The sequence below is a fragment of the Paenibacillus sp. J22R56 genome (assembly GCF_056269375.1).
Genome location: NZ_JBWDNV010000009.1, coordinates 184,885 through 196,636, shown reverse-complemented (window position 1 = coordinate 196,636; position 11,752 = coordinate 184,885). Strand labels below are relative to the sequence as shown.

At 45.8% G+C, this 11,752-nt stretch carries 16 protein-coding genes; all 16 read left to right on the top strand.

Features of this window, described 5'->3' with window-relative positions; all coding sequences use genetic code 11:
- Positions 1 to 4 precede the first annotated feature (4 nt).
- Positions 5 to 454 (top strand): flagellar export protein FliJ, encoded by a 450-nt coding sequence (fliJ, locus tag AC0YNT_RS22060; RefSeq protein ID WP_167280752.1) that lies wholly within the window; start codon positions 5 to 7, stop codon positions 452 to 454.
- A 32-nt stretch (positions 455 to 486) separates the two neighbouring features.
- A complete protein-coding gene (locus tag AC0YNT_RS22055) occupies positions 487 to 1,392 on the top strand; it encodes a MotE family protein (RefSeq protein ID WP_475806549.1) in 906 nt (301 codons plus the stop codon).
- Positions 1,393 to 1,411: 19 nt separating this feature from the next.
- Positions 1,412 to 2,854 (top strand): flagellar hook-length control protein FliK, encoded by a 1,443-nt coding sequence (locus AC0YNT_RS22050; protein ID WP_475806548.1) that lies wholly within the window; start codon positions 1,412 to 1,414, stop codon positions 2,852 to 2,854.
- A gap of 46 nt (positions 2,855 to 2,900) precedes the next feature.
- Complete coding sequence (locus tag AC0YNT_RS22045) at positions 2,901 to 3,452, top strand: flagellar hook capping FlgD N-terminal domain-containing protein (RefSeq protein ID WP_475806547.1); 552 nt, start codon at positions 2,901 to 2,903, stop codon at positions 3,450 to 3,452.
- Complete coding sequence (locus tag AC0YNT_RS22040; RefSeq protein ID WP_475806546.1) at positions 3,449 to 3,826, top strand: TIGR02530 family flagellar biosynthesis protein; 378 nt, start codon at positions 3,449 to 3,451, stop codon at positions 3,824 to 3,826. Before AC0YNT_RS22045 ends, AC0YNT_RS22040 begins: the two co-directional genes overlap by 4 nt.
- A gap of 82 nt (positions 3,827 to 3,908) precedes the next feature.
- Positions 3,909 to 4,721, top strand: a complete 813-nt coding sequence (gene flgG, locus AC0YNT_RS22035) for a flagellar basal body rod protein FlgG (protein ID WP_475806545.1) — start codon at positions 3,909 to 3,911, stop codon at positions 4,719 to 4,721.
- A 75-nt stretch (positions 4,722 to 4,796) separates the two neighbouring features.
- Complete coding sequence (locus tag AC0YNT_RS22030) at positions 4,797 to 5,018, top strand: flagellar FlbD family protein (RefSeq protein WP_167280746.1); 222 nt, start codon at positions 4,797 to 4,799, stop codon at positions 5,016 to 5,018.
- 2 nt (positions 5,019 to 5,020) lie between these two features.
- On the top strand, positions 5,021 to 5,488 hold the full coding sequence (locus tag AC0YNT_RS22025; protein ID WP_167280745.1) for a flagellar basal body-associated FliL family protein: 468 nt from the start codon (positions 5,021 to 5,023) through the stop codon (positions 5,486 to 5,488).
- A gap of 36 nt (positions 5,489 to 5,524) precedes the next feature.
- Positions 5,525 to 6,526 (top strand): flagellar motor switch protein FliM, encoded by a 1,002-nt coding sequence (gene fliM / locus AC0YNT_RS22020; protein ID WP_167280744.1) that lies wholly within the window; start codon positions 5,525 to 5,527, stop codon positions 6,524 to 6,526.
- On the top strand, positions 6,516 to 7,778 hold the full coding sequence (fliY, locus tag AC0YNT_RS22015; RefSeq protein WP_475806544.1) for a flagellar motor switch phosphatase FliY: 1,263 nt from the start codon (positions 6,516 to 6,518) through the stop codon (positions 7,776 to 7,778). Before fliM ends, fliY begins: the two co-directional genes overlap by 11 nt.
- A 20-nt stretch (positions 7,779 to 7,798) precedes the next feature.
- A complete protein-coding gene (locus tag AC0YNT_RS22010) occupies positions 7,799 to 8,161 on the top strand; it encodes a response regulator (RefSeq protein ID WP_167280742.1) in 363 nt (120 codons plus the stop codon).
- Between the two features lie 33 nt (positions 8,162 to 8,194).
- Positions 8,195 to 8,791 (top strand): flagellar biosynthetic protein FliO, encoded by a 597-nt coding sequence (locus AC0YNT_RS22005; RefSeq protein ID WP_475806543.1) that lies wholly within the window; start codon positions 8,195 to 8,197, stop codon positions 8,789 to 8,791.
- Positions 8,781 to 9,536 carry a flagellar type III secretion system pore protein FliP gene (fliP, locus tag AC0YNT_RS22000; protein WP_167280740.1) on the top strand — a complete coding sequence of 252 codons (756 nt, stop codon included), beginning with the start codon at positions 8,781 to 8,783 and terminating at the stop codon, positions 9,534 to 9,536. The genes AC0YNT_RS22005 and fliP overlap by 11 nt, the downstream gene beginning before the upstream one ends.
- Positions 9,537 to 9,559: 23 nt before the next feature.
- Positions 9,560 to 9,829, top strand: a complete 270-nt coding sequence (gene fliQ, locus AC0YNT_RS21995) for a flagellar biosynthesis protein FliQ (RefSeq protein ID WP_167280739.1) — start codon at positions 9,560 to 9,562, stop codon at positions 9,827 to 9,829.
- Positions 9,830 to 9,845: 16 nt separating this feature from the next.
- Complete coding sequence (gene fliR / locus AC0YNT_RS21990; protein ID WP_167280738.1) at positions 9,846 to 10,640, top strand: flagellar biosynthetic protein FliR; 795 nt, start codon at positions 9,846 to 9,848, stop codon at positions 10,638 to 10,640.
- 13 nt (positions 10,641 to 10,653) lie between these two features.
- Positions 10,654 to 11,751: a flagellar biosynthesis protein FlhB gene (flhB, locus tag AC0YNT_RS21985; RefSeq protein WP_167280737.1), complete on the top strand. Its 1,098-nt coding sequence runs from the start codon at positions 10,654 to 10,656 to the stop codon at positions 11,749 to 11,751.
- Position 11,752: the final 1 nt, after the last annotated feature.

Genomic DNA, 11,752 nt, shown 5'->3' with positions numbered 1-11,752 from the left:
GTAAATGGCATCCTTTCGATATGCATATCAGAAAATCGTAGATTTGAAGTCAAGCGAGAAAACACAAGCGGAGTGGCAGCTGTCATCGGCAATAGGAGTATTGCAAGCGGAGGAGTTAAGCCTTGCTGAACTTCGTACGAAACGGACAGAGTGGGAAAGCAAACAGCATGAATGCTCGAATGAGGCAGTTACCTTGTCCGAACTACAGCTGATGCAGCATTACTTGGAATACTTGGATTCTTGCATTGCCAACAAGTTAACCGAGGTTAAGCATGCGGAACGTAAGGTCGAACATAATCGGTCGAACCTGGCGGAGAGAATGAAGGATGAGAAGGTTTGGCTGAAGGCGAAAGAGCATGCGGGAGACCGATTTCGGCATGTAATGCAGATCAAGGAACAAAATGAACTAGATGAGATGGCTACCGTTCGATTCAAGGTGTCCATCCCATCATGATCTGCGGCGCAAGGTAAAGGGAGTGAATGAATATGGCGGATATGGATATAGAGAAACAAGGTTATAGCGGCTTCGAGCGGTTAATGTTTTTTATGACGCCGATCTTGTTTACGATTGTCCTGCTTGGCGCGTTATATGTTCTATTTAATACAGAAACTCGTAATCAAATGCTCGAAATTGGCAATTCGGTGCCGTTCTTGAAGGACGTGCTTCCTGACGCTAAGACAGCTGATGGACAGCCAAACGACAATGAACTGAAATCTGCGAATTTGAACCGTAAGATCGACGAGCTTCAAGCACAGCTGCAGGAGAAAGAAGCGGCACTTGCAGAAACGACACAGTTAAAGACTACGCAAGAAGAAGAACTAAAAAGCATGCAGGAAAAGATCGACAAGCTGACAGTTTCTAATGAGGAAAAAACAGCAGACGATCAAGCCTATCAGGCCAAAATTCAAGAACTCGCGGGTATGTACAGCAAAATTACACCAAGTAAAGCAGCACCCATTTTGCAAAGCATGACCATGGATGAAATGGTCCTCGTTCTGGATTCCATGAGACCAGATGACCGTGTTCGAATTTTGGAGAAGATGAACCCACAGACTGCAGCTGAAGCAACGATGATGCTGAAGGATACGGTAACAGCAAAGGACAGACAGATCGCAGCGCTGCAAGCGGAGCTGAAGAAAGCAAAACCGGCTGAAACAAAGCAGCCATCCTCCCAGCTTAGCAGTGACCAGTTGAGTGCAACATTTGCAGCTATGGATGCAAAGAGTGCAGGCGAGCTTCTTTTGAAAATGGCGAACATTAGTCCTAGTAAAGTAATCCGAATCTTAAATACGGTTGATGATAATACGCGTTCTGCTATTCTCGCAGAAATGTCTGGCATTAATCAGAACATCACCGCACAGCTGGTGTCTAAGCTTATGGCTGGCAGCTAAGAGAGGAGGTGAATGAATAATGGAAATGACCATTCCGCAAGCAGCACCAATTGCACCAGCAGCTCCTTCTTCCGGTAAAACTTCCAGTCAAGCTAAAACAGGAGGCAGTGACAAGTTCCAGAAAACACTCTCTAACCAAATGAAGAGTGATAAAGGGGCAACGGAAAAAAGTGATGCGACTGCTGCTACGACAGTAAAAGCGGAGAATCCAGAAGATACATCGGCAACAACTGCGGCAGCAACGACTGAAGCTTCTGTCGATCAGACAAACGCAGCAGGTTCTGTGTCAGCAGCAGGTACCGTTACGACAGATCCTATTGTTGTCTCCGATCCAGCGGTAGAATTAATGGACATCATTGATCAATTGCTTGCTGACCTGCAAGACATCAAGAGTGAATCGAAAGATACGGATCAAGACCAGGCTTCGAAAGAACTTGAAGCCATGTTAGATCAACTGAATGCTTTGCTTGTCTTGCTAGGTATTCCGGTACCCGTACAGCAGCAGAATCAGTCCTCTACCACAGTTCCAACTGACACTGTTGAACAAGATGGGCAGCAGCTGACGGCAATTACAAGTAAGATCCAAGACTCTTTATTACAGCTTCAGAGATCGATGCAAGAAGGTACGATGAAACAGGCTGTACTGCAAGAGCCAGTAGCTATAATCGGACAGCAGCTAAGTGCCATTCAGCAATTTGTACAGAAGCAAAAGGATTCTCTTGTGCGTCCTGAGAAACAGGCAAGCTCTGCTGACCAAGTGACGGTAGCAACAGTAACAACGAATGTACCAACTGTATCAGTACATTTGCAGCGGTTAAGTCAACAAGCTGTTCATCCAGTAGCTCTAGCAGCATCAGCCAATCAGCAAGCCGCTGAGGAAGAGGCAGAAGCTTCTTCTCAGTCAAATGAACAAGCACCGGTAGCTGCAGGATCAACGTTTACGGATGTTTTCCGGCAGACAGCACCACTTACAGCGAAGCTCGCACCGGCGGTTCAAGCTTATGTTCCGGTTGATCAGTTTGCTGATAATATGAAAGATTTTATTCAGAAGCTGGATATCAAACATGGCAACGGAATGTCTGAGGCGATCATTCAGCTGTTCCCGGAAGAGCTTGGGCAGGTTGATGTCAGAATCACGATGCATAACGGACAGCTGACAGCCTTATTCCATGCGGATAACGCTAATGCGAAGGATGCTCTCGATAATCAAATGGCTCAATTAAGATTGGCGCTGCAGGCACAAGGTTTGTCAGTAGACAAGCTTGAAGTCACGTCAAGTCAATCGGCAGCTCAGTTAACGAACGGTCAACATGGCCAAAGTACAGGGCAGCAGGCTTTCTCTAATCAAAATAAATCCAAAGGCGAATCTTTGCAGGAGGATAGCGGATTCGAAGCAGATGTTGCCCAGCAGCAGGCAATACAAGATTTAGGCTACGGACGCGCTGTCAATGTGACAGCTTAAGCGAAGGCTCCTTAAACGGTACGCGTGTAGGATGGAGGTGAGTGAAATGGCGACTGTAAACTCGAAAGTGACGTGGCCCAATTACAGCACTTCGAACGTAAAGGCAGCGGGGGCTGATACGGATAAAACAGCACTGGGCAAAGATGCTTTTCTTCAATTGCTCGTAACACAGCTGAAAAACCAGGATCCTCTGCAGCCACAGGACAATGCAGCCTTTATTACACAGATGGCGCAGTTTACTTCTGTCGAGCAGCTCATGAATATGTCCGACCAGCTTACTACCTTGAATCAAAATTTAGGTACAGCCTCTTCGATCATTGGGAAGACCATTTCCTGGTATGAGATGGATGAAAGCGGCAATACGAAGCTGCTTTATGATGAGGTAACTTCCATCGTCAACCAAGATGGTACACTGTATGCCAAATTCGACAATGATACGATGATCGAATTGTGTGATATTGTAACCGTTTCGGATGCTGCTCCTGCTTCAAACGCGACAGAAGACAGTGGAGATACGCAAGAATCCGATGATTCTACCGAGGAATCGACTGAATCAACAGATTCGGGTTCAAGCGAGCAGGAAGATGGTTCCGTATGAGTGACGGTGTGAAAATCAATCATCTGTTTCCTGTCGGAGCACCACCTCTTACTGGTGCGAAAAATGCAACTCAGCGTCCGCAGCAAGCTGGCGGTTTCCGGGACATGCTCGACGCAAAGGTGCTCAAGTTCAGTCAGCATGCAGAAGTGCGAATGAAACAGCGGGGCATTCAACTGCAGCCTGAAGCTCTTACAAAGATTATGAATGCGGTTGATGAAGCAGAGTCCAAAGGTGCAAAGGATTCCTTAATCGTGATGAAGGATATTGCGATGATTGTAAATGTGCCAAGCAGAACGGTTGTCACTGCGATGGACGGCAAGCAAATGCAAAGCAATGTGTTTACGAATATAGACAGTGCGGTGATTTTAAGCTAGGGCTGGACCGAGAAGGAGGCCCTTTGGCTGCCGACCGACTGAAGCAGCCAATCTCACCACAACATTAGGAGGATATAGTCATATGTTAAGATCCATGTATTCCGGTGTATCAGGTATGCGCGGTTTTCAAACGAAGCTTGACGTAATTGGTAATAACATCGCTAACGTAAACACAGTTGGTTTTAAAGGCGGACGTGTTATGTTTAGTGACATTTTGAGCCAGACGACTTCGGGTGTTACCGCATCGGCTGAAGGTGAACAAGGTGGGGTAAATGCGAAGCAAATAGGTCTTGGTGTAACAATAGCTTCCATTGATACGCTGCATACGCCAGGCAGTGCAATGACGACAAACGTTCCAACGGATCTTCGTATTGATGGTGATGGATTCTTCGCAGTATCGGCTGGAGACGGTGCGCCAACTTATTTGACTCGCGCAGGGAACTTTACACTGGATGCCAACAGACAACTTGTAAATGCAGACGGTATGTTCGTTCTATCTTCGGACGGTGAGCCAATCCAGCTTGGTGAAGAAGTAACCTCGTACTCGATTGGTCAAGATGGATCTATTCTGGCGGTAACGGCAGATGGCACGGAAGGAGTCGCTCAACTCGGTATCGTAAAGGTTGTTAACCCAAGCGGTCTTGAAAAAGTAGGCGGCAATCTGTATCAGGTGACAGCAAATGCTAATCCTGACGGAGAGTTCGAGATTGTAACAGCTGACGATCCGGAGCTTGGCACTGGCGCTATTATCGCTGGCCAGCTGGAGATGTCGAACGTTGACCTGACGAATGAATTTACCGAGATGATCGTTGCTCAACGTGGTTTCCAAGCGAATTCCCGAATCATCACTACATCCGATGAAATTTTGCAAGAGGTTGTTAACCTGAAACGTTAATAGCAGCATGCATTAGGTAACGGAAATGATCGGCGGGGGCTCTTCGCAGCCCCCGAATCAGCGAGGGGGGAGCTTATGATTACCGTAACTCGATTGAATGGCTCGAAACTGATGATTAATGCTCTTCTTATTGAAATCATAGAAGAAACTCCAGATACGATTGTTACGCTCACAACAGGCAAGAAAATTATCGTAACGGAGAGTGCATCAGAGCTACAACTCCTTATACAGGGTTACATTCGTACAATCGGCGTTCTAGCAGCGACCCAGAAGATCGAACAAACGGAGGGTCCATAGAGATGAAAAAAATGTTGCCATGGTTAGTCACTACATTGCTAGCCATTACGCTGATCGCAATCGTATCGATTATTTTGTACAAATCTTTCTTTAATGACTCAGATACGACGGATCCGGCTGAAAAGCCTGTAGTTGTTAAGCAGTTAAGTGCTGATGAGCTTGTATCTGTCACATCAGAACTGAAAGATTTCAAACGCAACTTGAAAGATTCGGATTATGTTGTTGTTCTGAGCTTTGCTTTCCAATTGGACAGCAAGAAGACGAAAACAGAGTTTGACAAGCTGCTTGAGATTGAAGTGAGACCTATTATTAACCGCACTGTGGCTGATTTGACAGCAGCGGAATTAAACGGCTCGCAAGGCGAGGATATGCTCGAATCGAAGCTTCTGAATTTGATTAATCCTATCCTGCCGGAAGATGAAAAGTTGGTAAAGGTAGAAATTACGAATTTTATCATGCAGCAATTATAAGCATGTTGCCGACATTCCTTGAAGGGGGTGAGAGAATTGGTTGATGTATTATCGCAGAATGAGATAGACGCGCTGCTGGCTGCTTTATCATCAGGTGAGATGGATGCGGACGAGCTGAAGAAAGAGGAAGTAACGCGAAAAGTTCGAATCTATGATTTCAAGCGTGCTACTCGATTCTCGAAGGATCACATACGAAGCTTAACACGCATACACGAAAACTTCGCGCGATATTTGACAACCTATTTCTCAGCGCAGCTTCGCACATTCGTTCAAATCAATGTCGTACAAGTCGAGCAGCTTCCGTACGATGAGTTTATCCGCTCGATTCCGAAGATGACGATTCTGAACATATTTGAAGCGGAGCCGCTGGAAGGACGTATGGTGCTCGAGGTTAATCCCAACGTCGCGTATGCCATGCTAGATCGGATGTTAGGCGGACATGGTGTTGCTCCATCTAAGATTAACAACTTAACGGAGATCGAAACGATCATCATGGAGCGAATTTTCGCAAGAGCATTCGAAAGCCTGCAGGAAGCTTGGAAAACGATTATTGACATTTCGCCTCGTCTGGAGGCATTGGAGACGAATCCGCAGTTCATGCAAATTGTATCGCCTAACGAAACGATTGCCTTGATCTCGCTAAGCACGAAGATCGGCGATACGACGGGGATGATCAACTTATGTATTCCACATGTTGTAATTGAGCCTGTTATGCCGCGATTATCTGCACATCACTGGTTTGTATCCCAGAAGAAAGAGCGGATTCCAGCGGAAGTCGAAATGCTTGAGCAGCGCGTAAGCAAAGCTAAGCTTCCAATCGTAGCCGAGCTTGGCGAGTCGGTCATTACGATTAAAGAGTTTTTAGGATTAGCGATTGGAGACGTTATTTCGCTAAATAAGCCGATAGATGACGGCCTTCATATTAAGGTAGGCGAAAAGCTGAAGTTCATCGGAAGCCCAGGCTCCGTCAAAGATCGGATAGCCGTGCAAGTGGATCTAGTTGTCAGCGAAGGAGCGGAAGAAGAAAATGACGAGTAAAGATTATTTATCGCAAGAAGAAATTGATGCGTTGCTTAATCAGACAGCAAACGATTTCGCTGCATCACAGTCGCCGGATCCCGTGTATCAACTGTCGGACTTCCTGTCTTCGATCGAGCAGGACGCTCTAGGAGAAATCGGAAATATTACTTTCGGAAGTGCGGCAACCGCATTGTCCACCTTGCTGGGTAAGAAAGTTGATATTACGACTCCTCAAGTAACGTTTATTAAACGTGAAGATTTAGCGAATGAGTTCCCTAAGCCGCATGTTGCAGTAAGTGTTCAATATGTAGACGGCTTCCAAGGAATTAATTCGCTTGTGATTAAGACGAAGGATGCCCAAGTTATTGCCGACTTAATGTTAGGCGGAGAAGGCGATATCACTATTGAGGAATTGAATGAGATTCATATCAGCGCCGTTCAGGAAGCGATGAATCAAATGATGGGTTCATCTGCAACTTCGATGTCTACCATTTTTAATCGCTTTGTCAATATCTCGCCTCCAGGCATTGACATCCTGGATGTGGATAGCGGTGATGGAATGGGACAATTACCCCCAGAAGATGTCTTTATCAAAATCTCATTTCGTTTAATGATTGGGGATCTGATTGATTCGACTATCATGCAGTTGCTGCCAGTACCATTCGCGAAGCAAATGGTAGCCATTTTGATGGGGGATGTAGAAAGCGAAATCGCTGCACCTGCGCCAGCACCTACACCTACACCTGCTCCTGTGGCAGCACCAGCAGCAGTTGCACCAACGCCAGCTCCGCAGCAAGCGCAGGCTTACCAGGATCCATATCAGTCTGCACCTGCAGCAGCGGCATCGCAGTATAATCAGCCTTATAATCCTTATCAGCAAAGCGCAGGATTTGATCTTCCGCTTCAGCCGCAAGGACCACAAACCTACGGACATACAGCAAGTCGGAATGTAAATGTACAGCCTGTGCAATTCGCTAACTTTAATCAAGCGCCATATGTGCATACGGATGAAACAAACCTCAATTTACTTCTCGACATACCGCTTAAAGTTACCGTAGAATTAGGTAGGACCCAAAAGCAAATTAAGGATATTCTGGAACTGTCCCAAGGTTCGATTATCGAGCTGGACAAGCTCGCTGGTGAGCCTGTTGACATCTTAGTGAATAACAAGCTTATTGCTAAGGGAGAGGTTGTCGTCATTGATGAGAACTTCGGGGTACGTGTAACAGATATCGTAAGCCAATGGGACCGCATTCAAAAATTGCAATAATACTCTAGGAGGAAAAAAAGATGGCAAACCGCATTCTAATCGTAGACGACGCAGCATTCATGCGCATGATGATCCGAGACATTCTAACTAAAAATGGCTACGAGGTCGTCGGAGAAGCGCAAGACGGCGCACAGGCGGTAGAAAAGTACAAGGAACTTAAACCTGACCTGATTACAATGGATATTACGATGCCTGAGATGGACGGAATCTCCGCACTCAAAGAAGTGAAGAAGCTTGACCCTAATGCAAAAGTAATCATGTGTTCCGCTATGGGCCAACAAGCGATGGTTATTGATGCAATCCAAGCCGGCGCGAAAGACTTTATCGTAAAACCATTCCAAGCCGATCGTGTTATTGAAGCGATCAAGAAAACGCTTGGCTAAGAAATGCTTACATATGTTTCGAGATTAACTTCTATGATCGCGGTTGGCGTTGCTATACAGCCCGCCTTCGCCGCGGCAGCCGGTAATGAGAATGATCAGGGGCCAATGGCCGGATCTGACAGCTACGCCGGTAGTATCATCTGGGTCATTATCTCTCTTATCATTGTTATCGGTTTAATTATCTTACTTATTAAGTGGTTGTCTCAGCGTAACCGCGTATGGGGAACTAACCGAGCGGTTCGATCGCTCGGAGGGGTTGCGCTGGGTCAAAACAATTCGCTTCAGGTTATTGAACTCACCGGCAGGCTATATGTCGTTGGCGTTGGTGAGAACGTAACCCTGCTCGACAAGATTGAAGATGTAGAGCAGGTACAAGCAATTCTCGCTTCACTCGATCGGCAATCGAATGGAGCTGTATGGTCAACAAACACCATTACAGACTTCCTTAAGCGGTTCCGCAAGCAAGAGCCGAGCTCGGGAGAGGATCTGACTAATGAGCAGTGGAATATGCAGTCGTCCTCGTTCCAAAGCTTGCTGAATCAAAACTTAAGCAAGCAAGCCGATCGCAAGCAACAGTTGGAGTCGCTTCTGAAGGAATCCAAACACGATGGGGATGACAATGAAAAATAAAAGGTGGATTTCGATCGTCACCGTACTGCTGGGAGTTATGCTGCTGCAATCGCATGCGTTTGCGGCTGATCCTCTGCCGGATATCAGTCTAAACGTTGGTGACGGAAGCGAAGAGCCGGGAACAAGCGCATTGTCGCTCCTGCTTCTTATTACTGTATTAAGCATTGCACCAGCCATACTTGTGCTCATGACGAGTTTTACCCGAATTGTAATCGTGCTTGGTTTCGTTCGGACATCGCTAGGAACGCAGCAAATGCCGCCTAACCAAGTTCTTATCGGGCTGGCAATGTTCCTAACCTTCTTCATTATGGCTCCGACATTCTCGCAAGTGAATGAAGTAGCTCTGCAGCCTTATTTAAAAGGTGAGATTACGCAGACGGTAGCATTCGAGAAAGCCGCCGATCCTATGAAGAAGTTTATGGTCTCGCATACAAGGGAGAAAGACCTGCTGCTGTTTCTGAACTATACGAAGACGGACAAGCCGGCAAATTATCAAGACATTCCAATTACGGTTCTAGTACCAGCTTATGCGATTAGTGAACTCAAGACGGCTTTTCAGATGGGCTTTATGATATTCATCCCATTCCTCGTCATAGATATGATCGTATCTAGTACACTAATGGCGATGGGGATGATGATGCTGCCGCCGGTCATGATATCTCTACCATTCAAACTGCTATTATTCGTACTTGTAGATGGCTGGTATCTGATCGTCAAATCATTGCTATTAAGTTTTAACACGTAATTAAAGACAGGGAGGAACGTTCAATGAGTGCTGATTTCATCATCGGATTGGCTAGTCAAGCCATCAGTACCGTATTGAAAGCCAGCGCGCCGATGCTCGTTCTCGCTCTAGTCGTCGGATTAATCGTTAGTATTTTTCAAGCGACTACCCAAATTCAAGAGCAGACGTTAGCTTTTGTGCCTAAAATAGTAGCGGTCTTTGTATCCCTTATTATATTTGGACCTTGGATTCTGAATGTAATAGTCGATTTCACTTACAATCTGCTGAACAACTTGTATAAATACATCGGATAGGTTGTGAACGGAAATCATGGATCAGATCGTCCAGTACTTCCCTATTTTTTTGCTTATATTTTGTCGAATGACATCGTTTTTCGTCGTGGCGCCGTTGTTTTCCATGAAGGGTGTCCCGAGTACGTTTAAGATTGGCCTCGGTTTCTTTTTATCCCTAATCGTATTTATGACATACGGACTTAAAGAAACGATGGTTCCAATGGATGCCGAATATATCTTGTATATATTCCGTGAAGTACTGATCGGGTTAATGATGGGGTACGTCGTTTACTTATTCATGACGGTTGTGCAAACGGCAGGCGCGCTTATGGATATGCAAATCGGCTTCGCAATGTCGAACGTTATTGATCCGATGACAGGTGTCTCGGCTCCGTTGCTGGGCAACTTCAAGTATATGCTTCTCATCATGGTGTTCCTAGCGGTGAATGGTCATCATTATCTGCTCACGGCATTAATGGACAGCTACAAATGGATGCCATTGTCCAATGAACTGTTTGCAGCTATTTATAACGGAAGTATATCAGAGTTTTTGACCCGGGCGGTTGGTAATGCTTTCCTGCTTGCTTTGCAGGTCGCTGCTCCACTGGTCATTGCGATGTTCCTGACCGATGTAGGCCTTGGTTTACTGGCGAAGACAGCACCACAATACAATGTCTTTGTTATCGGGATTCCACTGAAGCTGCTTATTGGCCTTGGTTTACTGATTTTGCTGCTTCCAGGCGTTTCTGCGATATTCGAAAGACTGATTGACATTATGTTTAACAATTTAGAGAAGCTGTTTAGTGTCGTTCAACAAACGGAAAGTAAATAAGGGGGCTGCAACGTTGCGATCTTACTACCTAGAGCTAGACTTGCAGCTGTTCAGTCAGGAAAAGACGGAAAAGGCAACGCCAAAGAAAACGCAGGACGCTCGAAAGAAAGGGCAGATTGCGAAATCCAATGATTTGCCGAGCTCAATGATCCTGCTTTTTACATTCGCGACTTTTGCTGCTTTGGGCAATTATTATAAGACGCGAATTATGGGTTTGTTTCGAGAGTTGTTCGAGAATTGGATGATGATGGACGTAACAGAAGAGAATGTTATGCCATTGTTTAATGAGATTGCAGTGGATATGCTCATGTTTCTAGCGCCAATATTCGCAATCGTAGTCATTGTTGCCATACTCGGTAATGTCATGCAGTTTGGATTCCTGCTTACAGGTGAACCGCTCAAGATGAAATTCACGAAGCTCAATCCGATTAATGGATTTAAGCAAATCTTTTCCATGCGTACGGTTGTTGAATTTCTAAAGAGCTTAACCAAACTCCTCGTCATCGGATTTTTGGTCTATCAGGCCATATGGAGCGATTGGGATAAGATATTGCTGCTTTCAAGCTTATCCATAGGGCAAATCTTTCAATTTGCAGCAGGTCTAACCATTAAGCTTGGGCTCGAGACTGGAGCCGTACTAGTCGTTCTTGCTTTCGCCGATTTTATGTATCAGAAATATGAGCATGCGAAGAGTCTTCGGATGTCCAAGCAAGACATTAAAGATGAATACAAGAAATCGGAGGGTGACCCTCTCATTAAAGGCAAGATCCGTGAACGGCAGCGCCGGATGGCGATGCAGCGGATGATGCAGGATGTGCCTAAAGCAGATGTTGTTATTACAAACCCGACTCACTTTGCGATCGCCTTGCAATATGACGCTTCGAAGATGGAAGCACCACTCATTATTGCAAAAGGAATGGATCATGTTGCGCTTCGCATTCGTGAAGTTGCTAAGGAACACGGCGTTATTATGATGGAAAACAAGCCGCTCGCCAGAGCCTTGTATGAACGGGCAGATATTGGGGATTCGATTCCCGCCGATTTGTTCCAAGCTGTGGCGGAAGTATTGGCTGCTGTTTATAAAATGAAAGGCCGAGTTCGATCATCATAAT

Bases quoted from the DNA above. Each gene is read 5' to 3' on its own strand.
- AC0YNT_RS22045 (WP_475806547.1), top strand. From the start codon at position 2,901: ATGGCGACTGTAAACTCGAAAGTGACGTGGCCCAATTACAGCACTTCG.
- AC0YNT_RS22040 (WP_475806546.1), top strand. From the start codon at position 3,449: ATGAGTGACGGTGTGAAAATCAATCATCTGTTTCCTGTCGGAGCACCA.
- AC0YNT_RS22055 (WP_475806549.1), top strand. From the start codon at position 487: ATGGCGGATATGGATATAGAGAAACAAGGTTATAGCGGCTTCGAGCGG.
- AC0YNT_RS22005 (WP_475806543.1), top strand. From the start codon at position 8,195: ATGATCGCGGTTGGCGTTGCTATACAGCCCGCCTTCGCCGCGGCAGCC.
- fliR (WP_167280738.1), top strand. From the start codon at position 9,846: ATGGATCAGATCGTCCAGTACTTCCCTATTTTTTTGCTTATATTTTGT.
- AC0YNT_RS22025 (WP_167280745.1), top strand. From the start codon at position 5,021: ATGAAAAAAATGTTGCCATGGTTAGTCACTACATTGCTAGCCATTACG.
- fliJ (WP_167280752.1), top strand. From the start codon at position 5: ATGGCATCCTTTCGATATGCATATCAGAAAATCGTAGATTTGAAGTCA.
- AC0YNT_RS22030 (WP_167280746.1), top strand. From the start codon at position 4,797: ATGATTACCGTAACTCGATTGAATGGCTCGAAACTGATGATTAATGCT.
- fliY (WP_475806544.1), top strand. From the start codon at position 6,516: ATGACGAGTAAAGATTATTTATCGCAAGAAGAAATTGATGCGTTGCTT.
- fliQ (WP_167280739.1), top strand. From the start codon at position 9,560: ATGAGTGCTGATTTCATCATCGGATTGGCTAGTCAAGCCATCAGTACC.
- flgG (WP_475806545.1), top strand. From the start codon at position 3,909: ATGTTAAGATCCATGTATTCCGGTGTATCAGGTATGCGCGGTTTTCAA.
- fliP (WP_167280740.1), top strand. From the start codon at position 8,781: ATGAAAAATAAAAGGTGGATTTCGATCGTCACCGTACTGCTGGGAGTT.
- AC0YNT_RS22050 (WP_475806548.1), top strand. From the start codon at position 1,412: ATGGAAATGACCATTCCGCAAGCAGCACCAATTGCACCAGCAGCTCCT.
- AC0YNT_RS22010 (WP_167280742.1), top strand. From the start codon at position 7,799: ATGGCAAACCGCATTCTAATCGTAGACGACGCAGCATTCATGCGCATG.